23 protein-coding genes are annotated in these 26,936 nt (G+C 58.3%); 8 read left to right on the top strand and 15 right to left on the bottom strand.

Annotated elements, in window-relative coordinates:
- Positions 1-36 precede the first annotated feature (36 nt).
- The 6 genes from VQ071_RS25275 to VQ071_RS25300 all read right to left on the bottom strand — a co-directional run bounded on the left by VQ071_RS25275 (position 37) and on the right by VQ071_RS25300 (position 6,878).
- Entirely contained in the window at positions 37-1,719 is a 1,683-nt protein-coding gene (locus VQ071_RS25275; RefSeq protein WP_340517054.1) for a peptide ABC transporter substrate-binding protein, read from the bottom strand.
- 324 nt (positions 1,720-2,043) lie between these two features.
- Entirely contained in the window at positions 2,044-3,498 is a 1,455-nt protein-coding gene (locus tag VQ071_RS25280; RefSeq protein ID WP_340517056.1) for a nicotinate phosphoribosyltransferase, read from the bottom strand.
- Between the two features lie 355 nt (positions 3,499-3,853).
- A complete protein-coding gene (locus VQ071_RS25285) occupies positions 3,854-4,462 on the bottom strand; it encodes a GTPase domain-containing protein (protein ID WP_340517058.1) in 609 nt (202 codons plus the stop codon).
- The gene (locus VQ071_RS25290; protein ID WP_340517060.1) at positions 4,459-5,502 is read right to left on the bottom strand and encodes a GTPase; all 1,044 of its coding nucleotides are present in this window, start codon (positions 5,500-5,502) and stop codon (positions 4,459-4,461) included. The genes VQ071_RS25285 and VQ071_RS25290 overlap by 4 nt, the downstream gene beginning before the upstream one ends.
- A 25-nt stretch (positions 5,503-5,527) precedes the next feature.
- On the bottom strand, positions 5,528-6,337 hold the full coding sequence (speD, locus tag VQ071_RS25295) for an adenosylmethionine decarboxylase (protein ID WP_340517062.1): 810 nt from the start codon (positions 6,335-6,337) through the stop codon (positions 5,528-5,530).
- Between the two features lie 241 nt (positions 6,338-6,578).
- On the bottom strand, positions 6,579-6,878 hold the full coding sequence (locus tag VQ071_RS25300) for a late competence development ComFB family protein (protein WP_340517064.1): 300 nt from the start codon (positions 6,876-6,878) through the stop codon (positions 6,579-6,581).
- Between the two features lie 177 nt (positions 6,879-7,055).
- On the opposite strand from VQ071_RS25300, the gene VQ071_RS25305 reads away from it, so the two are divergent.
- A complete protein-coding gene (locus tag VQ071_RS25305; protein WP_340517066.1) occupies positions 7,056-7,265 on the top strand; it encodes a hypothetical protein in 210 nt (69 codons plus the stop codon).
- Between the two features lie 576 nt (positions 7,266-7,841).
- Positions 7,842-9,212: an FAD-dependent oxidoreductase gene (locus tag VQ071_RS25310; RefSeq protein WP_340517067.1), complete on the top strand. Its 1,371-nt coding sequence runs from the start codon at positions 7,842-7,844 to the stop codon at positions 9,210-9,212.
- 145 nt (positions 9,213-9,357) lie between these two features.
- Here VQ071_RS25310 and VQ071_RS25315 read toward each other — a convergent pair whose 3' ends face one another.
- From VQ071_RS25315 to VQ071_RS25325, 3 genes are all read right to left on the bottom strand, one after another.
- Positions 9,358-10,530 carry a YecA family protein gene (locus tag VQ071_RS25315; RefSeq protein ID WP_340517069.1) on the bottom strand — a complete coding sequence of 391 codons (1,173 nt, stop codon included), beginning with the start codon at positions 10,528-10,530 and terminating at the stop codon, positions 9,358-9,360.
- Between the two features lie 88 nt (positions 10,531-10,618).
- Positions 10,619-10,837, bottom strand: a complete 219-nt coding sequence (locus VQ071_RS25320) for a hypothetical protein (RefSeq protein WP_340517070.1) — start codon at positions 10,835-10,837, stop codon at positions 10,619-10,621.
- Between the two features lie 107 nt (positions 10,838-10,944).
- On the bottom strand, positions 10,945-11,433 hold the full coding sequence (locus VQ071_RS25325; RefSeq protein ID WP_340517072.1) for a general stress protein: 489 nt from the start codon (positions 11,431-11,433) through the stop codon (positions 10,945-10,947).
- 167 nt (positions 11,434-11,600) lie between these two features.
- Here VQ071_RS25325 and VQ071_RS25330 point away from each other — a divergent pair, with 167 nt between their 5' ends.
- Both VQ071_RS25330 and VQ071_RS25335 read left to right on the top strand, forming a co-directional pair.
- Positions 11,601-12,749, top strand: coding sequence for a zinc-dependent alcohol dehydrogenase (locus VQ071_RS25330; protein WP_340517074.1), 1,149 nt, complete (start codon positions 11,601-11,603; stop codon positions 12,747-12,749).
- A gap of 133 nt (positions 12,750-12,882) precedes the next feature.
- Positions 12,883-14,361, top strand: coding sequence for a bifunctional folylpolyglutamate synthase/dihydrofolate synthase (locus VQ071_RS25335; RefSeq protein ID WP_340517076.1), 1,479 nt, complete (start codon positions 12,883-12,885; stop codon positions 14,359-14,361).
- 112 nt (positions 14,362-14,473) lie between these two features.
- On the opposite strand, the gene VQ071_RS25340 is transcribed toward VQ071_RS25335, so the two are convergent.
- From VQ071_RS25340 to VQ071_RS25355, 4 genes are all read right to left on the bottom strand, one after another.
- On the bottom strand, positions 14,474-15,814 hold the full coding sequence (locus tag VQ071_RS25340) for a hypothetical protein (protein WP_340517078.1): 1,341 nt from the start codon (positions 15,812-15,814) through the stop codon (positions 14,474-14,476).
- A gap of 23 nt (positions 15,815-15,837) precedes the next feature.
- The gene (locus VQ071_RS25345; RefSeq protein WP_340517080.1) at positions 15,838-16,674 is read right to left on the bottom strand and encodes a carbohydrate ABC transporter permease; all 837 of its coding nucleotides are present in this window, start codon (positions 16,672-16,674) and stop codon (positions 15,838-15,840) included.
- Positions 16,675-16,676: 2 nt separating this feature from the next.
- Positions 16,677-17,567 carry a carbohydrate ABC transporter permease gene (locus VQ071_RS25350; RefSeq protein ID WP_340517081.1) on the bottom strand — a complete coding sequence of 297 codons (891 nt, stop codon included), beginning with the start codon at positions 17,565-17,567 and terminating at the stop codon, positions 16,677-16,679.
- Between the two features lie 66 nt (positions 17,568-17,633).
- Positions 17,634-18,926 (bottom strand): ABC transporter substrate-binding protein, encoded by a 1,293-nt coding sequence (locus tag VQ071_RS25355; protein WP_340517083.1) that lies wholly within the window; start codon positions 18,924-18,926, stop codon positions 17,634-17,636.
- 253 nt (positions 18,927-19,179) lie between these two features.
- Here VQ071_RS25355 and VQ071_RS25360 point away from each other — a divergent pair, with 253 nt between their 5' ends.
- The 3 genes from VQ071_RS25360 (at position 19,180) to VQ071_RS25370 (ending at position 22,786) form a co-directional block, all read left to right on the top strand.
- Positions 19,180-20,997 (top strand): sensor histidine kinase, encoded by a 1,818-nt coding sequence (locus VQ071_RS25360; protein WP_340517085.1) that lies wholly within the window; start codon positions 19,180-19,182, stop codon positions 20,995-20,997.
- Positions 20,998-21,013: 16 nt separating this feature from the next.
- Positions 21,014-22,606 (top strand): response regulator, encoded by a 1,593-nt coding sequence (locus tag VQ071_RS25365; RefSeq protein ID WP_340517087.1) that lies wholly within the window; start codon positions 21,014-21,016, stop codon positions 22,604-22,606.
- Between the two features lie 84 nt (positions 22,607-22,690).
- Positions 22,691-22,786, top strand: coding sequence for a putative holin-like toxin (locus VQ071_RS25370; protein ID WP_340517089.1), 96 nt, complete (start codon positions 22,691-22,693; stop codon positions 22,784-22,786).
- A gap of 271 nt (positions 22,787-23,057) precedes the next feature.
- On the opposite strand, the gene VQ071_RS25375 is transcribed toward VQ071_RS25370, so the two are convergent.
- Positions 23,058-24,581: an ATP-grasp domain-containing protein gene (locus VQ071_RS25375; RefSeq protein WP_340517091.1), complete on the bottom strand. Its 1,524-nt coding sequence runs from the start codon at positions 24,579-24,581 to the stop codon at positions 23,058-23,060.
- 150 nt (positions 24,582-24,731) lie between these two features.
- Here VQ071_RS25375 and VQ071_RS25380 point away from each other — a divergent pair, with 150 nt between their 5' ends.
- Complete coding sequence (locus tag VQ071_RS25380; RefSeq protein ID WP_340517093.1) at positions 24,732-25,238, top strand: hypothetical protein; 507 nt, start codon at positions 24,732-24,734, stop codon at positions 25,236-25,238.
- Here VQ071_RS25380 and VQ071_RS25385 read toward each other — a convergent pair.
- Positions 25,204-26,793, bottom strand: a complete 1,590-nt coding sequence (locus tag VQ071_RS25385) for a DEAD/DEAH box helicase (RefSeq protein ID WP_340517095.1) — start codon at positions 26,791-26,793, stop codon at positions 25,204-25,206. The two genes, VQ071_RS25380 and VQ071_RS25385, sit on opposite strands and share 35 nt — an antisense overlap.
- Between the last annotated feature and the right edge of the window lie 143 nt (positions 26,794-26,936).

The raw sequence follows: 26,936 nt of genomic DNA on the forward strand, positions 1-26,936 counted from the left end.
AGATGCGTTACATGCGATGCAAGCTTGACGCTTGAATTATTCGAAGTGAGCCCACTTCAGTTCGAAATCAGGGCCGTAAGGCGGCAGGATCAGATCCTTGAGCTTCGGATTGATAACGAACGGCGAGGAGCGGAAGTAAAGCGGCGTGACGGCAGCTTCGGAGAACAGAATCTTCTCGGCTTGCGCCATCTCGTCTGCGCGCTTCGCGTTGTCGGTCTCGAGCTGAGCAGCCTTGATCAGCTTGTCATACTCGGCATTCGACCAGTCTTGCGTATTGAACGGACCGCCGGTCAGGAACATGTCGAGCCAGGTCATCGGATCGTTGTAATCCGCGCCCCACAGCGTGCTGACGATCTGGTAGTTCTTGGACAGCTCGCGGTCCAGACGGTTCGCGTGCGGCAGCGGTTCGGTCGTCACATCGACGCCCAGGTTCGTTTTCCATTGGGATACGAGGTACTCCAGCAATTTCTTGCCGGTCTCCGTATCGTCGCCGATGATGGACAGCTTAGGCAGCGTAGCGCCGGATTCCTTGAGTCCTTCGGCCAGCAGTTCCTTGGCCTTGGCTGCGTCGAACGGAGCTTCGGTGTCGCCTACGACCGTACGGAAGTCCTTGCCGTTGCCGTCTTGGTTGCCGGCCGGCACGAAGCCGGTCGAAGGCACGGAGCCGTTCTTCAGGACAAGGTTGGTTACGCCGGCGCGGTCGATCGCCATCGTGAACGCTTCGCGAACCTTGACGTTGGCGAATGCAGGTACCTTCGTCGCTTGGAAGTTCAGGTAGCCCGTGACGAGCTCCTTCTTCATTTGCAGGTCAGGCTTGTCTTTGTAAGCGATCATCTGATCGCCCTTGACATCGGCGTAGTCCGTACCGCCCGTCTCGTACAGGTTGAGGCCGGTAGCCGTATCCTTGACGATGTTCAGGGTGACCTTCGTCAGCTTGACGTTGGCTGCATCCCAGTACTTGTCGTTCTTCTCAAGCACGAGCTGCTGCTCGTGATCCCACTTCGTCAGCTTGAACGGACCGGCGCCGAGCACCTTGTCCGCGTCTGCGCCGCTCTTGTCGCCCAGCGCGGATACGAACTTCTCGTTCTGCGGGTAGAAGTTCAGGAATGCCAGTTGGGACGTGAAGAACGGAACCGGGTGGTCCAGCGTGATCTCCAGCGTCGTGTCGTCCTTGGCGACGACACCCATCTTGTCCTGCGCAGCCTTGATGGCCGCGTCGTCCTTGGCGGCCAGTACGTCGTTGCCGCCCTTGATCCAAGCGACCATGAACGCATAGGTTGCCTTCGTGCGGGGATCGACGGTGCGCTTGAACGAGTAGACGAAGTCATTCGCGGTCAGCGGATCGCCGTTCGCCCACGTCAGGCCGGACTTCAGCTTGATCGTGTAGACCAGGCCGTCGGCCGAGATCGTCGGCATGCCGTCCGCAAGCGCTGGCTGCGGCTGCAGGTCTTTATCCAAACGGTACAGGCCTTCGCTGATGGCGCCGAGAATCGTAAACGAAGCGGCGCTCTCCGCGATCGATACGTCCAGCGCAGGCGGATCTGCACGGTAGTTCATTACAAGTTCGGTCTTGCTGGAGGAGCTGGATGGTGCGCTGGCAGTGGAACTGGCACCCGCGCTCGGGCTGCTTGCGTTGTTGTTTTTGTCGCCGCATGCAACCAACGAAGCGCCGAGCAGCGTCAGCGTAAGGATACTTGACACAATCTTCCTCGTCTTCATGTACTGGCCTCCCCAGATTTTTGATCGAGCAGTTTCGCATGATAAATTTCCAGTTTTCTTGCGTGTGCTCTCTCTCCTAGGCGATTATATAGCAAGATTCTTAAGAAATCTATGATATTTTGCACATTTTTTAATCAAACGTTGAAATAATTTTTGGTTATTTTAACGTGTAAAAGCGGCTATTCTTTAACGCGTTTGCCCTTCACCGATGGAAAGCACTAAATGTAAGCGAATTCTTTTGGCAAACATCGACAATAGCTAGGCAAGACAGACCATTACATGTCATATCAATGTCAGTTACCATATAATAGTTATTACTGGAAATCAGTTTGCCTCCTCCTTTCGATATTGTTCGATCAAATCAAGCTTCAGCTTCCAAGCGCGTTCGCTTAAGTTAACTCTGTACAACTCCGGATTCAGCTTGCGCAAATACTGTGGCCAAAATAACGCAAGCTGCGTGTCATGATAGGCGCGAATGTCTGCAAGCGACGGCGGCTCGCGGACGACCTCCCCGTCCTCAATCACCGGAACGAGCAGCGGGACGGCATCATAGCGATCGATATATTTATGAATATAGGGATGAACCGGATCGAAAAGCTTGATCCGCTTGCCTGAGCGGATGTCCTCTTCCTCCATCAGCGCGATGTAGTCACCCTCGGCTTTGCCGGTGTCCCGGCTGACGATGCGGTATACGTCCTTGAGGCCCGGTGTCGTAACCTTGTCCGGGTTCGCCGAGATCTTGATGACCGGCTCGTAGACGCCTCGGCGCGCGATCGCAACCATCTTGTAGACCCCACCGAGCGAGGGCTGATCCGCCGCCGTGATCAGCTTGGTGCCGACGCCCCATACATCGATGCGCGCCCGCTGGCTTTTCAGATTGTCGATAATATGCTCGTCCAAGTCGTTGGAGGCGGTGATGCGCACGTACGGAAGTCCGGCGTCGTCGAGCATCGCGCGCGCCTGCTGCGACAGATAGGCGAGATCCCCGCTGTCCAGGCGGATGCCGTTCATCCGCTTGCCCGCAGCGGCAAGCGCTTGTCCGATCTTAATCGCATCGGGTACCCCGCTGCGGAGCGTGTCGTACGTGTCCACGAGCAATGTCACTTGGTCCGGCAGCGCCTCGGCGTATTTGCGGAATGCCTCTTCCTCCGTCTCGAACGCCTGGACCCAGGCATGTGCATGCGTGCCCTTGGTCGGAATGCCGAACATCATGCCCGCCCGCATATTGGACGTCGCATGGAAGCCGGCCACGTACGCCGCACGCGCCCCCCATACGGCGGCATCCGCTTCCTGTGCGCGGCGGGTGCCGAATTCGAGCAGCGTGTCCTCCGGGGCGACCTGCCGAATCCGGGACGCCTTGGTCGCGATCAGCGTCTGATAATTAAGGAAGTTGAGCATCGCCGTCTCGATCAGATGCGCCTCGAACAGACGCGCCTCTACGCGCACGAGCGGCTCGTTCGGGAATACGATCGTCCCTTCGGGCACTGCATGCAGACTTCCCGTGAATCGGAATTCCCGCAGCGTCTCCAGAAATCCGGGCGCATAATTCTCTTCCTGGCTCCGCAAATAGGCGATCTCCCGATCGCCGAACCGCAGCGCTCGTATGTAGCGTACGATCCGTTCGAGTCCCGCGCATACCGCGTAGCCGTTGCCGAACGGCAGCTTGCGAAAATAAAGTTCGAACACGGCCCGCTCGTTCAGCGTGCCCTGCACCCAATGCGCGTACATCATATTGATCTGATATTTGTCGGTATGGAGCGTGAGGTTGTCCCCGTCCATCGTGCGCCCTCCTTAAAAACCCGGCAGCCCGCGCAGCGACGGGTGAGCCGACCGGCTCTTCTGTATTATGCGTGGCTGTCCGAGCGTTCATGCAGCGGCATGGTGCTGCAGCATGGCTGAAGCAGCGATTATATGCCAGGTCCCGCCCTGGCACGAATAAACTAAAAGGCCGGGCACTGCCGCCCGGCTCGTATGGATCAATATCCGGCTATGTGCTCCAGTTCCCCGATCTGCGTCAGATGTCTCGTTCAAGATAGCCGACGAAGTCGAGCCACTGCTTGCCGTCCATCAATCCGCGAGCCGGCACGCGGCCGGCAATCGTCTTAATCATACCCGGCCCGCAGCGATCTGAATCTCAGCTCTCGTCCCCTGCTGCGATGAAGGCCGCGATCTCCGGCAGGCCGCTGCGGTCCCGCGCGCTGTAAAAAACGACAGGCCCGGCGAAGCGGGCGGCCCATTCGCGCCGCAGCGCCTCCCGTTCTTCCTGTGCGAGCCCGTCGGCGAAGCTGCGGACGAGCAGTGTCCGCTCCGTCAGCCCGCTGCGTGCGATGCCGAGCAGCAGGCGGTCGTCCGCCGCATGCAGCTTATCCTTGAACAGCACGATCAGTCTGTCGAACGACCGGAACGGAAACAGCTTGAAGAAGGCTTCGGACGGATGGGCCGCCGTGCCGTAGCCCGGCGCATCGACGAAGACGGCGCCGCCGCATCTGTGAATCAGGGGCGCATGAGGGTCCTCCGCCCAGGACGTGGCATCCGTCCGCTGGCCGACGACCGGCCGCGGCTGGCAGCTGCGTTCGGTGAGCGCGTCGAGCAGCGCCGACTTGCCGGCGCCCGGCTGCCCGAGCAGCGCCGTCTTGCGCGTCCGCGGAATGACGGCCAGTTCCCCCGCGAGCCGCTTGAGATTGCGCTCAAGCACGGTCTGCGCCGGACCGGGCTTGTCGGGACCTTGACGGGCGGCGCTCATGTCGCCCGACCGATCCCGAGCTCCTGCTCCAGCATCCGCTGCGCCAGCTCGTGGCAATCGCCCAGGTAAGACTTGCCCGCGGCAAGCGTCATTCCGAAGCCTGCCGCAGCCGCGATCGCCTGGCCCACGATCGGCACGAAGCGGCCGACCGCCGTGGACGCGCTTTTGCCCGCGAACTTTTTCAGGAGCAGCACGATGCCCTCCTTCGTCCCGTAATCGAGCACCCGCTTGCCGAGCGGCAGCAGCGACGGGATCAGCTTGTTCACCTTCTCGTCGGTGAGCCCGTACGAAGCGCGGATCTCGGCGAACATCTTGTACATGATGGACATATCCACGCCTACGTTGACGCCCGGCACCGGGTTAAGACCGTTGGCTGCGGCGAGCCCGGCGTATTTGTACACCGACTTCTCGCACGCTTCCTTCTTCGCCTCGAGATGCGCGAGGGTGAATGCCTTGGCCGAGCGCGCGTACTTGTCCCGCAGCGCCGGCGCGAGCGAGTCCTTGATTCCGTCCACCAGCTCGCTTAATCCCTCGCGCGTCCGGCAGCTGACGAAGAAGACCGGCTCCGCCGCGCCGATCTGCCGCTCCACGTCGGCGACGATCTCCGCCCGCAGCTCCTCCGTCGTGCGGCCGTCCTCCCAGAGATCGTCGAGCTTGTTGCGGACGAACAGACAGATGCGCCCGGCCGCCCGCAGCTCCTTGAAGAAGGCGGTGTCCGCCTCGTGGAACTTGCCCGCGAACACGCACAGGAACAAGTCCAGCTCCTCCGGGCGGAAGCGGTCCATCCATTCGTTGGGCGGAAATCTCGACGTCCCGTAGCCGGGCAGATCGACGAACAGCAGCTCCTCGTGCGCGATGACCTGCGCCTCTACCGTCGTGTCGGTCGTCACGCCCGTGCGCGCGACCGGCTGTCCGACGATCTGATTGATGAGCGACGACTTGCCGGAGCCCGGTTGGCCGAACAGGGCGATCCGGAGCTTCACATTCTGCTCGTCGTCGATATCTTGCCTGAGCTTGGCCGCGTCCTCTCTAAGTCCCACTCCTGCTCCCCTCCCCCGCCTGCCTCTAACGAATATTTTTACCGTAGAAAATCTCGTCCATCTCGATCTTCAGCCGCTCGGTGATCTCCGTCTGCTCGGCCTCGGTCAACTTGTCCTTGGTGTAGCCGAACAGATAGTTGTTGAGGTCGAATTCGCGCAGCTTGCACTTGGTGTGAAAAATATGCTCCTGATACACGTTGACGTCGATCATATCATACGCCTCGATCACGGCATCGGGAATATAATTCTGGATGGAGTTGATGTCGTGGTCGATGAACAGCTTGTGACCGTTGATGTCCCGCGTGAACCCGCGCACCCGGTAATCGATCGTCATGATGTCGGTGTCGAACGAATGGATCAAGTAATTCAGCGCCTTGAGCGGCGAGATCTCGCCGCATGTGGAGACGTCGATGTCCGCGCGGAATGTGCTGATCCCCTCGCTAGGGTGGTACTCTGGATACGTGTGCACCGTAATGTGGCTCTTATCGAGCTGCAACGTGACATTGGCCGGCATCGGACCGGGCGATTCCTCGTACGACTCCGTCGGCACCTCCACGATCGGTCCTTCAGACACGAGCAGTGTCACGCTCGCCCCCTGCGGCACATAATCCTGCTTCGCCGTATTCAGCACATGGGCGCCGATGATCTCGGCCACCGCGTTCAGAATCTTGGTCAGCCGCTCGGAGTTGTACTGCTCATCGATGTATGCGATGTAGGCCTCGCGCTCCTCCTTCGTCTTCGTGTAGCAGATGTCGTACATATTGAAGCTCAGCGTTTTCGTCAGGTTGTTGAACCCGTGCAGTGTGATGCGTTGTTCGTCCGTCAATGCCGTCATGGCCTTCTCCCCCTCGCTGCGCATGCGCTTGCCGCTTTACGCTCGTCTCCTTATTATGGCTGCGTCTCGGATTTGCAATGCCCTTCGTTGATTCTTACCCCGCTTGCGGCAAACCGGAGCAGTATGGGCAGTCGGAGTGAGTGCCGGCAGCCGGAGTGTGCGTCGGAAATAAAATAGACCCGCAGCGACGGTCATCTCCACCGCAGGCTCGGGTCACAGATTCGGGACAGGCACGGATCGGTTATCTATCGGCAATCCAGTGTTGGGGCTTGGCCTCCACAATCTGAATCGAACGTGTCAGCTCCTGCAAAATATCGGATTGCATCTGCGGATTCATGTACAGCGCCTTGATGTAGGCCTGCCCGGCTTGCGTGGTCGTATACTTGGCCGGAAGATGATTCAAGGTGAGCACGATGATATCGGTCGTGCACTTGTCGCAGTTGCATTTGAGCTGATAGTTGGGCAGCAGCTGCTCCTCGAAGAAGCTGACGACGATCGGTTCCATCGAGTTGATTATCGATGAGGATCTGGCTAATTCCATGATTTGCATAACTCCCCGAGTGCCAATTTATTACTCAGCATAACATAGCGCACAGCACAGCGTCATTAGACTGGTCGCCCCACGCCTGGATGACTAGATCGCCCGCGATTGTCCTTTGCGTTAGGCTCGGCAGCGATGGGGGTAATAAGGGGAAACCTGTATAAAGGAGTGCTGCACATGTCCCAATATAAAGATTATGGAGCTGAATTGCCCAATTTCGATCCAGGCACGCCGGAGATTACGCCTCCGACTTCGCCCGAGATCTCGCCGGTGGTCCCCAATCCCGAGATTACGCAGAATCCCCAGCCCGAAGTAAAGCCTGATCCGCTGCCGCCGGACGTCAAGCCCGACGTGCCGCCGGAGGCCCCGCCGGGGAAGCCGCTGTAGGGTTGGCCGCGAGGCTTTGAGGCTGACGCGCGGCGGTGCAAGGCACGGCCCGCGAATGGCGTGCGCCGCGAATAGCGCGCCGGCCGGCGGCGCGGAATGCGCAGGAACCGCACAGGATCTGTGCGGTTCCGAGTCTTGCGGGCGGGACCAGGCAGGCTGCACGTGGCGGCTCGCGACACGACGGCGCAGAGCACTCCGGCACTGCACAGATTTGTGCGGTACCGGGGTCTCGCGGGCGCGTGATTCTTGTCGGCAGCATATTTCGGATAATGGCCAGTCAAGTTTGTGATTTATTTCACTTTACCTATTGCAAATCCGCTCAGGGTGGCGTATAGTGATGTCAGCAACCAATTGTGATTTAATTCACAATATTCGCTTCTATCGCACCACACGCACCACACGCCTTACCGCATCACACGCATCATGCAGAACGCAACACTGAAACCCATGTGTCTATGCCGAGGCACCATCTGCGAAGGTTCTCTCCCACTGGCTGACGAGTGCAGCTTTTGCTTTATCGCAGTATGTGAATTAAATCACAATACGATCTATACTATAATCCGAGGAGAATGCCTTATGAAAATCATCGTCATCGGCTGCACCCATGCAGGAACCGCCGCTACTATCCAGATGGCCAAACGTTACCCGGACGCCGAGATTACCGTGTACGAACGCAATGACAATATCTCGTTTCTCTCGTGCGGGATCGCGCTCCATGTGGGCGGGGTCGTGCGCAATGCGGAGGAGCTGTTCTATGCGCATCCCGATACGCTCGCAGAGCTGGGGGTCCGGACTCGGATGCAGCACGACGTGCTGGCCGTCGATACCGTGTACAAGACGGTGACGGTCCGCAACCTGCTGACGGAGGAAATGTTCGTCGACAGCTATGACAAGCTGGTCGTCACGACGGGCTCGTGGCCGATCGTCCCCCGTATGGAGGGCATCGATCTGGATCGGGTGCTGCTCTGCAAAAACTACAATCATGCGCAGACGATCATCGAGAAAGCGGCAAATGCTGAAAAAATCGCCGTCGTCGGCGCAGGCTATATCGGCGTCGAGCTGGTGGAGGCGTTCCGCCAGTTGGGCAAGAGCGTGACGCTCATCGACAATGCGCCCCGCGTCATGTTCAAGTATCTCGACCAAGCGTTCACCGACATCGTCGAAGCCGACATGCAGGAGCGCGGCGTGAAGCTCGCGCTCGATCGAACGGTCACCTCGCTCGAAGGCCGCGAGGGCAAGGTCGCCCGCGTCGTCACGACGGCAGGCGCCTACGATGCGGACCTTGTCGTCCTCTGCATCGGCTTCCGCCCGAATACGGAGCTGCTCCAAGGTCAGGTCGTGATGCTGCCCAACGGCGCGATCGTCGTCGACGAATACATGCGCACGAGCTGCCCGGACGTGTACGCCGCCGGCGACAGCTGCGCGATCCGCTACAATCCGACGGGCAAGGCCGCCTATATCCCGCTGGCGACCAACGCCGTCCGTATGGGGACGCTCGTGGCGATGAACATCATGGAGCCCCGCGTGAAGTACATGGGCACCCAGGGTACGTCGGGCATCCGCATCTTCGATCTGAACATCGCCTCGACCGGGATGACCGAACAGGCCGCAATCGAGGCCGGACTCAAAGTACGGACGACGACGGTCAGCGACAATTACCGTCCGGAGTTTATGCCCACTTACGAGCGGGCGCTGGTCAAACTCGTTTACGATGCGGAAGACGGACGTCTGCTGGGCGCGCAGGTGCTCTCGAAGGCCGATCTCACGCAATCGGCGAACACGCTGTCGGTTTGCATTCAAAATCGCATGACCGTGGAGGAGCTCGGCTTCGTCGACTTCTTCTTCCAGCCGCATTACAACAAGCCATGGAATCTGCTCAACCAGGCCGGATTGCAGGCGGCGGCCGAGCTGGAAGCGGCCAAGACGGCACACACAGCGCAGCCGTAAGTCTGCCGGATCACAAGCAAGCTGAAAAAATTAAAACCGCCGGGGCGCCCCCCGGCGGTTTTGGCGTTCGGCAACATGTCCCGAAACTCAAGCACTGCATTCCAAACTCAGGCATCGCACCCAAGCCCAAACGCCCCGCCCTTACTCAGTCCGCCACGGCGCCGCAGCATTTCTTGAACTTCTTGCCGCTGCCGCACGGGCAAGGATCGTTGCGCCCGATCTTGCGGCCGGTCTGGATCGAGATCACGTCCGCTTGATGCGGGCGCTGCGGCATCGCCAGCACGTTGGACGGGATGCCGCCGGCGGACGAGGACAGCTCGTCCGGTCGATGTCCCTTCAGCACCCATTGTCTCGTGCTGTTGTTCAGACGGGCGAGCATGCCGGCGATCTCCTCGATCGTGCGATCATCCTCAATCGAGAATTCGAACTGCAAGATCTCGAACGCCGCGCTCATCGACTTGCCGTTCTTGAACGTGTCGGCGCAGATCTCTGCGATGACATCGGCCTCCTGCCTGTCAACCGCATATTCGCGCGACAGATAATCGGCCAGTTCCTGATGCGCCTTCGTCCGTTCGACGAACTCGGGCTCTCCCGCCTTCAGCAGCTCCGCCTTGGTGAATTCGCGATATTCCAGCTCGCCCCGCGCCTGCTGCAAATGCAGCAATTCCTGCGGATCCTCGACGTCGAGATTCGAATACAAGCCATCCTCGTCCGCATCGTACGTAGCGCGGAAGTCGAGCGCATCGACCAGCACCTCGAACACATCGCGTCCATCGTCCGACGGCTGGCCGGCGAGTGCGCCCAGACGCTCTTCGAGCTCCGTCTCGGGCAGCACGCCGTAATAATACAGCAGGCCCTGCGTCAGACGGATCGCCTCCGTATTGCGCTTCACATGCGCCGGCGTGCCGGACAACCCTTCCAGCTTGACGAATCGCTCTACCAGCTCGGCCGGCATGACGAGCGACTTTATGCCGTTCACCTGCCCCGGGAACGCGATCCCGCGCTCTCTTAAATAGTAGGCGGCCGGACCCGATTGGGGCGGATTGGCGAGGAGCCCGTTGTTCTTGACGAGCTTGCGGATCAGCGTCCACCGCTCTTCATCCCATAATTCCGTCGATGCGGCGGCATAGTCGGCCATCGCGGGGACGAGTCCCCGGATGAGCGCCTCTTTATCGTCCTCTTTCATCCAATCGTATATCAGGAGCAGCCTCGCGATTCTCTGCAGCATCTCCGTCGTCAGCGGCGACAGCGCATCCTGAAGCGACAGCGGCCAGGACAATGCCGGCCATTCGCCGTCAAGACTCTTAAGGTTTTCCATATTTCATCCTACTTCCGTTTTTTTGGCGAAATAAAAACAAGCCCGTCCTGCAATCGTCCGGGCACTGCATGGCGAAGCCGACAACGAATCACACGCCCGTGCGTTTTTTCTGATTGTTCGGCTTCTTTTTAATCTGGCTGCGCATCTGCTTCACGTCTGTCGAGAAACCGCTCTGCTGTCCGCCGGCTTGCGCCGCCGCTTGCTTTTTCTGTGCAAGACGCTGCTTCATCGCCTCCGCCAGACTGATCTTCTTTTGCGCCGGCTTATCCTCGGCGGCCGAAGGGCTCGCTTCGTTATGCTCACTCACGTTCATCGCACCTCATTTATCGCGCTTGGCTTGTTCCCATTATAACTCCGAAGCGCAAAAAGGGCCACGCCCCGTATTCCGGGACCCGGCCCTCCTGTGCGTTCAGTTCAGATTCGTTGACCCGGCGGCAGCGGGCCGTCCTCGGACAGAATGCGCGGCAGCTCGCGGTCGATCGCCTGATTGCGGATCGCGCCGTCCGCCACGCTGTCATCGGCGGGGGAGCTGGCGACGACGTCGTCGGTCAAGCCGTTGTCGTGGCCGATCAAGAGCAGGAACCGCCCCTTGTCCACCTCGGGCGCATACTCCATCGCATCGCCGTTCGACAGGCCGATCTCCTCGAGCCGGCCGGACAGCTCGCTGTCTCCGCCCGCCTTGAAGATCCGCTTGACCTTGCCGACCAGCGAATCCGATCCGGCGCCTGCGCCCTCCACCTCGACCAGGTCGGCCGCCTGCCCCAGATTGCCGAGGCTCCAGGATTCCTCCCGATCCGCGACGACCGTCAGATCATGGTCGGAATGCCCTCTGATTTTCAAAGACTGAATCGCGTCAATCACTTCGCGGCTCGTATCGAATACGCCGTATACGGTCATGGACATCGGTATTCCTCCCCTTCATTCGATAACTCGCATCTTCGCGAATTCGCACATTCGCGCTACCCAACTTTACCCCTCCGCCTGCCGCATTAATCTGATGAATCCTGCCATCCTATGGGTACTAATTAGCGTTATGACAACCTGATCCGAAGCGAGGAGGACCACGCACAGTGAGAGCGGTAACCTTTCAAGGCAGCAAGGATATACAGGTCAAGGAGGTCGAGGATCCGAGGCTCCAGCAGAAGGACGATATCATCGTACGAATCACCTCCACCGCCATATGCGGTTCCGACCTGCATATCTACCTGGGCGGCATCCCGGCGACGAAGGACACCGTGATCGGACATGAGCCGATGGGCATCGTCGAAGAGGTCGGCCCCGACGTGACCCGCGTCAAAAAAGGCGATCGCGTCGTCATTCCCTTTAACGTCTCCTGCGGCAAATGTTATTATTGCGAGCACGATATGGAGAGCCAATGCGACAATTCGAACCCGCATCCTCCGCTCAAGGAGATCGACTCCGGCGGCTTCCTGGGCTACACCGAGCGCTACGGCAATTACCCGGGCGGGCAAGCCGAGTATCTTCGTGTCCCCTACGGCAACTTCATGCCGCTCGCGATTCCCGAATCATGCGAGCTGCCCGACGAAGCGCTGCTGTTCCTGTCGGACGTGCTGCCGACCGCATACTGGAGCGTCGAGAACGCCGGCGTGAAGCCGGGCGACACCGTGATCGTGCTCGGGTGCGGCCCGGTCGGGCTGATGACGCAGAAGTTCGCGATCATGAAGGGCGCGATGCGGGTCATCGCGGTCGACAATCTGCCCTATCGGCTCGAGCATGCCCGCAGGATCAACAAGGTCGAGACGATCAACTTCGAGGATCATGACGAAGCGGCCATGCATCTGCGCGAGATCACGCGGGGCGGCGCGGACGTCGTCATCGACTGCGTCGGCATGGACGGCAAAAAAAACGCGCTCGAAAAAATCGGGCAGAAGCTGAAGCTGAACGGCGGCACCCTCAGCGCGATCGATATCGCGATAGACGCGGTCCGCAAATTCGGCACGATCCAGCTGACGGGCGTGTACGGCTCGAGGTACAACATGTTCCCGCTCGGCCATCTGTTCGAGCGCAATCTGACGATCAAGATGGGCCAGGCGCCCGTCATCCACTACATGCCCCAGCTGTTCGACATGATCGTGAAGGGCGAGTTCGACCCGACCGAGATCGTCACGCACCGCGTCCCGCTCGAGCAGGCGAGCGGGGCGTACAAGATTTTCAACGATAAAGAAGACGGCTGCATCAAGGTCGTGCTCAAGCCTTAGTGAGGCTAGAACGCCGATCCGAAGCGACTATCGTGTCGAAGCCCTCCGCTCGCATTCGAGCGGGGGCTTTTTTGGGCGTCGCCGGCGAGGGCGGGCGTTTGCTATAATGAGTGCCAAAGGCGGTGTCCGGCGCATGTCGATTGCCAATCAACAAGAAGCGGAAAATATGATCTATCGTTCCTACCTGCGGGCCGCCCCGCATCTGTCGCCTGCCGGCGACGAGCAGGTCCGCCATCCGCGCTTGACGCGCGAGCTGCTCGACCGGCTGGGCGCCCCCGATCGGGGACGACGCTATGTGCTCGTGACGGGCAGCAAAGGCAAAGGCTCGACCTCGCGAATGATCTCCTCGCTGCTCAGCCATATGGGGTACAAGGTCGGATTGTTCACCTCCCCCCATCTGGTCGATTATCGGGAGAGAATTCGGATCGACGGGCGTGCGATCGGGGAGACCGACTTCGTGCGGCTGGCGAGGCATGTGCAACCTGCATGGGCACAGATCGAGCGGGGCTTGGACAAGACGACATATCAGGGGCCGGTGGGCGTGGCGCTCGCGATCGCGGTCAGCTGGTTCGCGGAGCAGGAGACGGATATCGACGTCGTGGAGTGCGGACGCGGCGGGCGGTACGACGACGCCAATGTGCTGGCGAACGAATGGGCGGTCGTCACGGCGGTGCTCGAAGAGCATGTGCGAGAGCTGGGGCCGGACATTCGGGATATCGTACGACACAAGCTCGGCATCGCGAAGTGTGCCGATACGCGGTTGTATGTGGGCAAGCAGCGAGAGGATGTGCTCGTGGAAATCAAGGCGGTGCGGGAAGCGACGATCGAGCATATACGCGGGGACGAGGACGGCGAGTCGGTTCGAGTCCAAGACCCGGCCGCGCGAGCAAGCCAAGGCGCTTCCGGGAGGGACGACCGTCAGGACGCATCGGCGCCTGCTGACGGCGCGGTATTCGCGGGCGCACACTTCGCGGCGGCGCGTGTCGCGATTACGCCAAGCGGGACGACGTTCGACGTGCGGACCGAGCGGGCGCGCTACCGCGGCCTGACGCTGCCGCTGCTCGGCGAATTCCAGGCGGACAACGCCGCGCTCGCGATGCGCGTATGCGAGGACATCGCGGGATCGGCGCTCGATCCCGCGGTCGTCGCCGCCTGCTTCGCGCGGCTGCAATGGCCCGGCCGCTGCGAGATCGTGAGCCGCGAGCCGCTCACGATCGTGGACGGCGCGATCCACCGCGACTCCGCGGCCCATCTCGTCCGCGTCGTCCGCTCGCTCGGCCTCGGCGCAGATGCCCGGATCGCCGCCGTCGTCGGCATCCCCCGGGACAAAGACTACGTCGGCGTCATCGAGACGCTCGCCGCCGTCGCCGCCCGCATCCTCGTCACGCGGCCCGACGTGAGCCATCTCGCCTTCCCGGAGGACGCGGAGGCGCTCGCAGCAGCGCGCCGCTATCGCCCGGACGGCAGCGCGGCATATCCGCTGCTCGCAGAGGCGCTCTCGGCCCTGCTCGCAGGTCCCCCGCCCGACTGCATCCTCATCGTCGGCACGCAGACGCTGATCGGCAACGCCAAGCGGCTGTACGGACAGGAGCTGGAGGATATCGGGAAGTGACTTCGCCTGCCGCACAAATAGCGAGGACTCTCATCCGTTCCTTCGGATGCGCCCCCTAACGCGCAAAGGGGCCGTCCCTTAAGTCATCGACTTAAGGGACGGCCCCACTTCATTACTCAGCGAACAAATCCGGGCGCAGATGCTTCATGCCTTGGTCAAGCTTGTCCACCTTGAGAATCGGATTCGGGACGTGCAGCGCATGCGTCTCCCGCGAATTCATCAGCAGGCATGTGCCGGGATCGTACAGGGCATCCCGCTCCTCCTGCGTCGGACGCGGCGGCTTCGTATACACGTAGGCCATATGCGGGTACAGGCTGCTGCCCGGCGTCTTGCCGAACACACTATGCTTGGCGTGGAAGTAGACGGCCGTGAACTCCCCGGCATCGACATGCGGCATCCCCCGCGGCAGGATGACCAGGTCCCCTGCCTTGAATTCATACTTCTCGATCTCGCAGGTCGCATCGCCCAAGCCGAGCGTGACCGATCCGGAGCCGCTCACGATAAATTTATATTCCTCGATATCGGGATGCGAATGCGAGTCGAACGGCCGCTCGATATCGGAGGACGCTTTTTTCTCGGCCAGATTGAAGATGGCGATGTCGTCCGTCCACGTTAGCGGCGTACAGGTCTGCTTTAGTCCCGCATTGGCATTGTACTGGGATGGGGAATCCGCCACCTTGATGACACGCGCGCCCAATGCCGCAGCGTTTTTGCGGGCCTGATCCAGGTTGCGCTCATTTTTGGTCTGCCGGTCTACCGGCGTCAGATTGTAATACAGGCTGTTCGCTTCCATGCCCTCCTGGACGGATGCCAGATCGGTCCGGCAGGCCAGCAGATTGCCGGGCTTGAAGCTGCCTTTGACGACCGGCTCGCCCTGGATGCCGACGCTGAACAGCGGGTCCATGCACACATAGGAGGCGGGCTCGTGCAGCGCATCCCGTTCTTCCTGAGTCGGTCGCGCGGGCTTGTCGAGCGTAACGATCGGATGCGGGAAACGGTTGGTGCCCGCCGCCGTGCCGAACACGGAGGCGCGGACGTGGAAGCAGATCCCTTCCCATTCCCCTGTGAATCTGTAGGGAACCCCTCGCGGCACGATGACCAGCTCTTGCTCGACAAAATCATAGGACTCCTGTTCAAAGGTCTGATCCTCGCCGCCAAGCACAACCGTGCCGGTTCCCTTCAATATATAGACATACAGATTGATATCCGGGTGGGCCTGCGTCGCCCAGGGACGATCTCCGTCCGTGCTTGCTTTCTTTTCTATATAAGAGAACAGGCCCAGGTCGTTCACTTCGCTTAATGCGTAAAACCGCTGCATCGACGCCGAGCTGTTGACATAGACATGTCTGGCGTCTTCGCCCCGCAAAATTCTGGCGCCGGGAATTAACGGATTTTTCGCCGACTCGCTTCGATCTTGCTGCCAATTCATAGCTCCCAGCGTATTGTTGTTCATTTAATGTACCTCCAGATAATAAGTCAGCCCTTCACGCCGCCGGCCATAATGCCTTCCATAATTCTTTTCTCAAAAATCAAAATAAAAATAATAATCGGCAGCAGGATGATCCATCCCATCGTACTGATCAGATCCCACGGCATCATGTAGGAGTTCAGCTTCGGAATCGTCGTGATCCCGATGCTCAGCACCTCGATTTTTTGCGAGAAAAATAGCGGCGTGAACAAGTCGTTTAAGCAGGTAATAAAGTTAATGATCAAGGTCGTGGCGATGGCGGGACCCATCAGCGGCAGAGTGACCTTGAACAGCTTCTGAATAAAGTTGGCGCCGTCCACATTGGCCGCCTCCTCAAAGTCCAACGGGATCGCGCCGAGGAAGTTGACCATAATCAAAACGGTGAACGGAATCAGATTGCTCGTATACAGGATCGTCAAACCCAAATACGTATCGATCAGGTTCATCGACTTCAGAAAATCGAACAGCGGTCTTGCCGTCACGATGCCCGGAATCAGCGCCGAAAAAATGATCGCGCCGAAGGCGGCCGACAACCACCCGCTCTTGAATCTCGTGAACGCGTACGCCGCCAGCAAGCAGGCAATCGTAGACACGATCAGCGAACCGCCCGTAATGATGAGCGTGTCCAACGCTTTTTGACCGATGCCCAATTTAAAAATCAGACTCTTATAGTTAGCCAGTGTCGCATGATCGGGCAAATAATCGATAGGAGACTTGAACAGCTCCGCCGCAGGCGTCAGGGAAGAAATAAAGATCCAGTACAGCGGAATCAAGATGATGCCGGCAACGACGACCGTTAATCCCCAGCGACCGGAGAAGGTCAGGATTTTCATTTTCCGACTCATGATTATAGCCCATCCCTTGCATTGATTCGCTTGATGACAAACAGATTGACGCCGCTAAAGAGCAGCATGACCACAAACAGGACGACGCCGATCGCCGAAGCATAACCGAGATTCAAATTCGTGAACGCCTCGATCATGATGCGGTACGACAGCAAGGTGGTCGAATCTCCCGGTCCGCCCGAAGTCATCGCATACACGACATCGAAGCTGGTTAACCGCCACATGGTGAAAAAAATGGAGATGGTGATAACCGTCTTGCTAATATTCGGCACCGTAATCGAAAAAAACGCGCGCACCTTGCCGGCACCGTCGATCTTGGCCGACTCGTAAATATCGCCCGGTATAAACTGCAGGGCGGCCAGCACCAATATTGCAAAGAAGGGAACGTCCTTCCACAAGTCCACCGCAATGACGGCCAGCCGCGCCGAGTCGTTATGAATCAGCCAGTCGAAATGAAAGCCCGGATTCACTCTTCTGATCAGATCGTTCACAAGGCCGTACATATCGTTGAACGCCCATCTGGCGGCCTGGCCCGCAACAACCATCGGCATCGCCCACGGAATGAGGACGGTCACTCTTAGAAACTTTTTGCCCTTGAACTTCATATTGAGCATGAGCGCCAGTCCTACTCCTAACACAATATGAAAAATCATCGAAACGACAGTGAAGATCACCGTAAAATCGGTCGACGTAATGAACTTGTCGTCGGTAAAAATATCTTTGTAGTTTTGCAGCCCGATGAACTCGCCCGTGCCGCCCTTGAATAAACTCAGATCGAACAGGCTGTTGTAGAAGGTCATAAAGATCGGTTGAACGGTGGTAAATCCTCTAATCAGCAAGGCAGGGAGGACGAGCAACAAGGCAAGCAAAATCGCTTTACGTTTTTTCAGCATTCCCTATCCTCTTTCCTTGGAGAAAATCAGGCGACGGATCGTCGCCTGATTGATCGCCATACTTGTCTACTCCAAATATTTGTCCGCTACTTTTTGCATCTTGGCGCAGTAATCTTCCAGAGACAGCTCGTCCAAAATATATTGCTGGAACAGCGAGCCCGTCTCGGAGATGAACTCCATCGACTGCTTCGGCATGACGCTGCCGATCAGGGTCGTCTCGTTCAAATAGTGCCTCAAATCCTCGATGCCCGCTGCGTCAAAGTCCGGCGAATTGATGACATCGGTTCTGGCCGGCAGTCTCGTCGACATATCGTAGTACGCGCGCTGGCCTTCGGCGCTCGCCGCCCAGGTGAGGAACTTCTTGGCTGCGTCTTTGTTTTTGGACGAGGCGTTCAGCACATAATCCCAGCCGCCGACGTACGTCTCGCTTTGGTTAAACGTCGGCATCGGCGCAATATGCAGGCCCTTCGAGCCATACTTCCCCGACTCCTCGAACTTGCTCATGAAGCTTGAATACGTGAACGTGCTGCCGTACACGCCGTCGATAAACTTCTGCACGGATGTCGTATACTGGTCCGCCAGCTGCGCTTTTGGTGTCGTACCGTCCGTGACCATATCCTTCATGAACTTTACGGCCTCTTGCGTCTTCGGATCATTCCAATCCTGGAAGCTGCCGCCGAACAGGTTCAGGAATACGCCGATGTCCTTGAACACGTACGTTTTTTCCCATGCCCCGCCATAGCCGTATTTGCCGTCTTTTGAATTCGCTTTAACAAACTTCAGGAAGTCGTCCTTCGTCTTGATGGTATCCATGCCGAGCGCGTCCAGCTTGGCTTGATCGACCCAGAAGGTCAGAATCTCGATAAATTCGGGAACCCCGTACGGCATATCGTCGACGGACATCATCTTGATCAGCGCTTCCGGCATTTGCGCGCCGGTCTCCTTCGTCATCACGTCCGACAGCGGCTCCAGGAAGCCTGTCTGCTTCAGACTGCTGATCATCTCTTCGCCTACCGTGATGACGTCGACGCTCGTATCCCCCGAGGATACCAGGGTTACGACCTTGGCCTGTCTGTCGTCCGTGTTCGTCGGCATCGCTACCGCATCGACGGTAATGCCCGTCGCCTGCTCGGCTTTTTGAATATAAGCCTTGAACTTGTCGCCGAAGTTGTTCACGTCATCCGACATCAAGGTGATTTTACCGCCCGCCGCAGGACTTGCGCTGCCGCTCGCGGCCGGCGCCTGATCGGTTCCGGCTGCGTTTTTGGAATTGTTGTTGTTCGCTCCGCATCCTGCGACTACAGATGCCATGAGCAGTGTAGAAAGTCCGACGCCCCAAAGCTTCGTCAATTTCCCCATGTGAGAGCCCCTCCGTATATAACGATTCGATTGGCTTGATGCTGCACAGCGCCGGCCGGCACTTATGGCCTCATTTTAGCCCGGATGATGAAAGCGTTTGAATACAATAATTCATGATCGGGATATAAAATTTCATGATGTTTGTGCGGAGCCTCCACCTTTCCAGATGCCTCCATTGCGACGGCTGCTGCGTTTGTGTTATAACCAGTTTCAATATCAGGAAACGGTTTCAACCATTTGGCGGTGAACAGAAATGTTTCTTTTCAAAGGGAGCTTATGGGCGAAGCTCAATACTTTTCGGAACAAGCTTATGCTCGGATTTCTGCTGGTTTCCGTCATACCGACAGCGCTGGTGGGCGTCTTTTCTTACCGCTTGTCCCATCAGATTGCCGAAGAAAAAATTCTCGATTCGATCTCCTATTCCAGCAGCCAGCTAACGGACGCACTGGCGAGCCGCTTCAAGCAGATGGAGAATGCCTCCGACACGATTCAGTTTTATTTGAACGCGTTTGTGCTTCAGCCCGACGACTCGATCAGCGAGCAATTGGATAAATTTTCCGAGCTGAGGAACAATATTTCCCGGCTGCAGTATACTTTCGATTTCTTTAACATCAACGTCTACTTCAAGCCCGACCTGCTGTTCAGCAACGAAGGGATCAACTACTTTAAGATCGATCAACTGCCGAATCACGGCGTTACTCCCGAGACCTTCAACGGCAAAATCAATCAGTTGCAATGGGGACTGTTGCTGGGCTTGACCGAACCGTTCATGAAAGGCGGCATGGAGCGGCGAAACTATATTTCCAGCTATATTGCCTATAAGCCGCTTGGCGCAAGCGAGCTGGATTACGCCTTTTTTATCGACCTGAACGAGAAAGAAATTGCCGGCATGCTGCGGGAAAGCATCCCCGATCCGTCCGTCAACAGTATGATCGTCGACCGTAGCGGCCTCGTCATCTCCGCGATCGACGAATCCAGGCTGGGGACGACAATCTCCGGCGCTACCCTCCATGCCATCCGCTCGGCCGCAGATCAAGCCGTCGCGCTCGGAGACAGCCGTCTGGTCGTCAACCATCTGTCGGTGTCGGACTGGTATCTCGTCACGGAAGTGCCGAACGTATTCATCACGAACAATATCAATGTTTTGATTAACATCATTATCATCATTTTGCTGGCCGCGATCGTGACTGCGGTTATCGCCAGCCTGCTCACTTCCAACAGTCTGAGCACCAAGATCAGACGAATGTCCAAGATTTTGTCCGGGTTCAAGGTCCAAGATTCGAACAGCAATCTCGTGCATTATCATATCCCCGTCGATCAGAATCAGTCGCATCTGGACGAGCTGGATCGTCTTGCCGTCATCTTCAACACAATGCTGCAAAAGATGGAGGAAAACTTCGACCGGTTCCTTGAGCATACGCTGCGTGAGGAGAATCTGCGGTACATGCTGCTGCAATCGAAAATCAATCCGCATTTTCTTTATAACATATTGGAATCGATTAAAACCTGCCAATCCTTGGGGCGCATCGACGATGCCAATACGATGATTACGCGGCTGGCGAGGTTTTATCGGCTGCTCCTCAAAAAGAACGACGATCTGATTCCTATCGCCGACGAGCTGGAAATTGCGAGTCTGTACTTGGGCATTGAGGAATTGAACTACAAAGACGCCTTTACATTCCGCATCGATAGCGAGAACGGAATCGGGGATTTTCTCATTCCCAAATTTACGCTGCAGCCGCTGCTCGAAAACTGCATTCGTCACGGTCTGTCGAACATGAACTGCCAGCTGCAGATTCAAGTCGACCTCTTTTTTCTGGAGGAAGAGATCGGCATTCGAATCCGGGACAATGGCGCCGGCATCCCGCCGGACAAGCTGGTCGAAATTCAAAATACACTGAGAAATCGAAACGTCAATACAGAACGCTTCTACGGCATCAGCAACGTCAACGTCAGACTATCCCAATATGCCTTGTCCAATCGAACATTGGAAATCGAAAGCGAACCCTCAATCGGTACGACCGTCACCGCCGCGATCCGGCAGATGATACCCGATGAGCAACATTGGTGAACTAAGGGGCGAGACGATGAAAAAGGTCATTGTGGTCGACGACAATAAATTGTCGGCCGAAGGTCTCTGTACGAATATCGACTGGAACCGGTTGGGGGCCGAAGTATGCGCCGCCTTTTATCATGCGCATGACGTGCTGGCGTGCCTGTCGTCCATGGAAGTCGATCTGATTATCTCCGATATCTCGATGCCCGGCATGAACGGCCTTGAAATGTCCAAGCTCGTCTTGCAAAAGCATCCGCATATCAAAATTATTTTGATCAGCGCCTACGACGATTTTGAGTATGCCAAAGAGGCGGTTCGACTCGGCGTAAGCGACTATGTAGAAAAGCCGATCGATTACGGCTATTTGACTGAAGTCATTGACCGCACGCTGGACAAGGCCGCGCAGGAGCAAAGGATGCTGTCCCAGCTCAAGCAGAGCCGACCGGCCCTGATTCAACGATTTTACAATGATCTGCTGGCAGCCGGTCCCGATTATGCGGAATATCATCTGAAAGATCAGGCCGAGTACATCGGGCTGGATCTCTCGCCTGCAAGCTATATATGCGTAGTCGTCCGGGTGGACAACATCACGGAAGCGCACAAAAACATCGGAATCGAACGCTATCATCTGCTGATGCTGGGCTTGAATGAGGAGCTTGAGCAGCTGCTCGCCGATCAGGCTGCCGTCTATTGTCTTACCCAGGGAAACGGCATGGTGCTGATCGTCGGCTTCCATATGGAGCCCGACCGCTTCAGCCGACTGCTGCACGACGGCCTGTTGACCCTCAATGAGAAATATAAAAATTCGCCGCTGTCCATCACGATCGGCATCGGGGATGCCGTCACGAGCATTTGGAACGTATCGTCCTCCTATCAAAATGCCCTGCACGCGGCCGAATATAAATTCATTTTCGGCGAAGGCCAAATCTTCAACATTTTGGACATTCGCGCGCAAAACCCGTCTCCCGTTTTTTTTACCGTCGGCGCGGAGGAAAAACTGATTCAGCTCATATCCAAAAAGGACATCCCCGCAATCAAGCAATTTACCCAATCGCTCATTGTCGAGCTGTCGCAAAAATATTACGGCAGAAACGGCGTCGTCTCCTACGTTTATTCGCTGCTCGCAAGGCTGATCCGCTTCTTCTACGATGTCGGGATCGATTCCCAGCATATCCGCAACCTGATTGTGGACCTGTTTTCCCACCTGGAGCAATTCCAGACGCTCGATCAAATTTTCGATCGAGTGAATGAAATTTGCATCACCGCCTGCGAGAAATTACAGGAATCTGTCGCGACGCATCATCAACAAATTGCGGAAAACGTCGTCCGTTACATTGAAAACCATTATATGAATGCCGATCTCGGTTTAAACGATATTGCCGCCAACGTGAGCGTCAGTCCGACCTATTTGGGCGCCCTGTTCAAGAAGATTAAGGGACAAAACATATCCGAGCTCATCACCCAGACGCGAATCCAAAAAGCGAGTGAGCTGCTCAGTCACACCAACCTGAGAATACTCGATATCAGCGAGAAGGTCGGCTTTTCCAACCAATACTACTTCAGTGCGATCTTTAAAAAACAGACCGGCCTGACTCCGAGCGAATTCCGTGCAAAGGAACATTAGGAGTGGCTAGCCCGCTGCATGCCGAATGCAACAAATGCTTCTTTTGGGAACGTTTGTGAGAAGCGGCGCCGGCACTAAGACGCATTGACGATCATGATCGGCTTCGGAGCGCTAATCATTGCGCTGTTGTCCCTGGTCGTTGCGATAGTCATGGCCGTTAACCACAACACAAAGAAATAGACCGCCCCCCTGCAAAGGTATGCGGCCTATTTCCATCGCTTTACCGAAGCCTACCGCCCTTAAAAGCGGCTGCTGTGAAGAGTCGTGTTCCCGCACGGCTCTTCTTTAATGATTTACGACTATTTACGAATAATATACCAAAACTTCTCCGAAATTCTATAAAGTATAGAATTTGGGGACCATTTCAAGAAGTCGCTTGGCTGCCGATGATGTCATCGGCTGGCAAGCGGCCTTCTGCGCAATCGCTCAAGCCTTGTAAAATGAGGCGCCTTCATCGCCTCCCGAACCGCAACGCGATCGCGTCCCGATACAGCGCCGACAGCCCCGCTTCGCTCTCCGGATGCTGCTTGTAATGGTCGCCGAGCATCACCTTGTGATTGAGCTCGATGACGAGCGGGCCATGCTCTGCGGTATCCAAAATATCGACGGAGCAGAACACCATATCAAGCGCGGCGGCCGCACGCACGGCGAGAGGCGACAGGCGCGCGCGATCCTCGGCCGGCACCTCGACAGAACGCGCGCCCTCGGCGAGATTGTGCTTCCACGAGCCATGGCGCCGCTTGCCTAACCATACGCGCGCCTCTCCGGCAAGCACGACGACGCGGTATTCGAGCTCGGCCTCGCGATAAGGCGAGATCGCCGCATGACGCTCCAGGGCATAAATTGCGTCCAGCGCCGCGTGCAGCTCACTCCGGCTGCGTGCGCGATAGACGTGCCGGCCCTGCGCGCCGTCGTCAGGCTTCACCACCGCATCGCCGCCGAAGCCGGCGAATGCGGTCACCGCCCGTGTCCGTACCGCTGCGCCGTCATCGCCGAACCGGTAGCCCGGATGCGGCAGGAAGCGATGCTCGACAGCCGGCACGCCGGCTGCCCGAAGCGCGTCCGCAGCAGCGGACTTGCTCAGCGCCAGCGCCGCCGCCGAGCTGGGATTGAGCCCCAGCTCCGCGTCCGTCATCAGGAAGCTCGCCTCCTCTCGGCGCGCGCGGTAGGTCAGATCGGGCGTGATCGGCTCGAACGAGACGCCGTCCGCCGCAGCCGCCCGTTGGATCAGCTTGAGATAGGGGCGGGTCGTGCCGCCGCCGGTTGCGGGCGGGTCGCTCCTGCCGAGTCGCGCGAATCGGTCCCGCAGTTCGCCGGCGACTGAATTCCCACGCGCCTCATGCGCCGCATCTCCTCTTAATCGGAGCAGCCAGGAATGCCCCTGCGGGAACTGCGCGTGCAGCGCTTCGCGCAGCCACATCCGTTCCGCCTCCGTCAAGCAGGGCAGCACCGCCTCCAGATCCCGCCGGTCCTTGTCCCTGATCGACGCGGCCCCTCCCTTGTACAGCAGCTGCACTTCCGGCCTCAGATAAGGAATCCCGCCGTCCGCACGCAGCATCAGATCGACCGCAGGCTTGCGAACGGACGGGGCTCTCCGATATGTCCACATGCCGTCCCGGACGTCGATCAACATCAATTGGTATGCCCAGGGAGACTGCGCGTCACGCCTGGCCCAGATGTCGGTCTCGCCCTCCAGCCGGTCCTGCGGGCCGAGCCGGGTCAGCTTGCCGTTCTCCGCCAAGTGCAGCTCCCAATTCTCCGACAGCCGCTCATACGCTGCCGCGTAATCGTCGAGCGTCAGCAGGACGTCGATATCGTCATGCGGCCGGGTTTGCCTGCCGAGATGCATGTCCAGCGCCCATCCGCCCGCGATCCCCCAGACGCCAGGCCAGCCTGCGAACAGCTCCCGTATTTCCTCTACGCCGAGCGGCGCCCATTCGTATTCGTTGCCCGCCATCCATTTCACCCGTTCCATCGTGATCCTTCTATTGTAATAGAAGCCGCATGATTCAGCTAACTTTCAGTCTGCATTAAATGGCAATTAAGATTGACGCCTCATCATGGAGCCCGACACCGGTAAATCGCCTGGCGGAATGCGAAGGAGAGCATTTATGGCCCAGCAAAAATGGATCAAATGGATCGTCGGATTGTCGGGGATGCCGCACAGCGCTATTCCGTGCGTGGGGACGAGTTTCGCGGAAATAAGGATGTCGCACAGCGCTATTCCGTGCGTGGGGACGAGTTTCGCGGAAATAAGGATGTCTCACAGCGCTATTCCGTGCGTGGGGACGAGTTTTGCGGAAATAAGGATGTCTCACAGCGCTATCTCGTGCGTGGGGACGAGTTTCGCGGAAATAAGGATGTCTCACAGCGCTATCTCGTGCGTGGAGACGAGTTTTGCGGAAATAAGGATGTCTCACAGCGCTATCTCGTGCGTGGGGACGAGTTTTGCGGAAATAAGGATGTCGCGCAGCGCTATCTCGAACCGGGACGGGATCATGATTCATCCTCACATAAGAAATGCCCGATCGCCTTCGCGAAGGCGGCCGGGCATTCCTTGTGTGAGTGCTCATATCTGCGGATTGCCGCAATTGCCGTTAAGAACGGCGAGTATCCGTCGGCTGCGCCTTGAGCGAGAACGGCCGCGGCCCCTGATACGGCTTGCCGGCCTGCTGCTGGCGCCCGCCGCCCCCGGACTGCGCCGGGTTCGAGCGCGCCTGCGGAGCGGCGCCGCCTCGGCCGGCTTGGCCCGGCTGCGCGTGGCTGCGGCCTGCGCCGCCCGGCTTGCTCTCGCCTCTCGGCGCGTCGGACCGGCCGCTGCGGCCGGCGTCCTGCCGGCCTCCGGCACCGCTGCCCGCCTGACGGCCGCCTGTCCCGGCGCCGCCTGTCGCCTGCCTGGCCCCGGACGCGCGGTCCGCGTCCTGGCCTGCGGCGCCGCGTCCGGCCGCCGGCCTCCCGCCTTGACCGCCGCCCGGACGGCCGCCGCCTTGACGACCGCGTCCTCCGCCTCGCTGCTGCTCGGCCTCGTCCTTGGGCTCCGCCGGTGCGGAGCCGAGCGGGTACGGATGGCCTTTGACCTCGGGAATCTTCATGCCGATGAGCTTCTGGATATCCCGCAGGTACGGCAGCTCCTCATCCTCGCACAGCGAGATCGCGGTGCCGCTCAGGCCCGCACGGCCGGTGCGGCCGATGCGGTGGACATAAGTCTCCGGCTCGTTCGGCAGATTGAAGTTGATGACGTACGGCAGCTCGTCGATGTCGATACCGCGCGCGGCGATATCGGTCGCGACCAGAATGCGGGTCGTGCCGTTCTTGAAGCCGGCGAGCGCGTTCTGCCGGGCATTCTGCGACTTGTTGCCGTGAATGGCCGCAGACGAGATGCCTGCCTTCGCCAGATGGCGGACGACGCGATCGGCGCCGTGCTTGGTGCGGGTGAACACGAGCGCGGACGTGATCTGCTTGTCCCGCAGCAGATCGTGCAGCAGGTTCTGCTTGTTCGCCTTGTCCACCAGATAGACGGACTGCTCGATCCGCTCGGCCGTGGAGGATACCGGCGTCACCTCGACCTTGGCGGGATTGACGAGAATCGTCTGCACCATCTTGGTGATCTCGTCCGGCATCGTTGCGGAGAACAGCAGCGTCTGCCGCTTTTGCGGCACCTTCGCGATGATGCGCTTCACATCATGCACGAAACCCATGTCGAGCATGCGGTCGGCTTCGTCGAGCACGAGAATCTGCACATGCCCAAGGTCGATAAAACCCTGGTTCATCAGATCGATCAGCCGGCCCGGCGTGGCGATGACGATATCCGGGCCGCGTGCGAGCGCCTCCTCCTGAGGCTTCTGCGAGACGCCGCCGAAGATGACGATGCTGCGCAGATCGACGTGCCGCCCATAGGCGCGCACATTGTCGTAGATCTGGATCGCAAGCTCCCGCGTCGGCGTCAGCACGAGACTGCGGATCGGGCGGCGCTTGCCCGGCGGCTTCTGCTGTTCGCTCAGCAGCTGGATCATCGGCAGCGAGAACGCGGCCGTCTTGCCCGTGCCCGTCTGCGCGCAGCCGAACAGATCTCTGCCGGCCAGTACGACGGGGATGGCCTGCTCCTGGATCGGCGTGGGCGTCGTATAGTTTTCTTCGCTCAGCGCCTTGAGGATCGCCGGCTTAAGTTTAAGATCGGTAAAGTTCATGTAATCTCCTTTATGTTAAAGCGTATCGTATAGCGGTCACATCCAAGCATTATAACCTACCTGGGACAGTGATTGAAAGGCGCGCAGCCGCTTCGGACGCAAAAATTCGCAAAAAAAGGAAATTTGCGCTACGATTACATGAC

Origin of the sequence: Cohnella sp. 56, assembly GCF_037963805.1 — a bacterium.
Taxonomy (GTDB): domain Bacteria; phylum Bacillota; class Bacilli; order Paenibacillales; family Paenibacillaceae; genus Cohnella.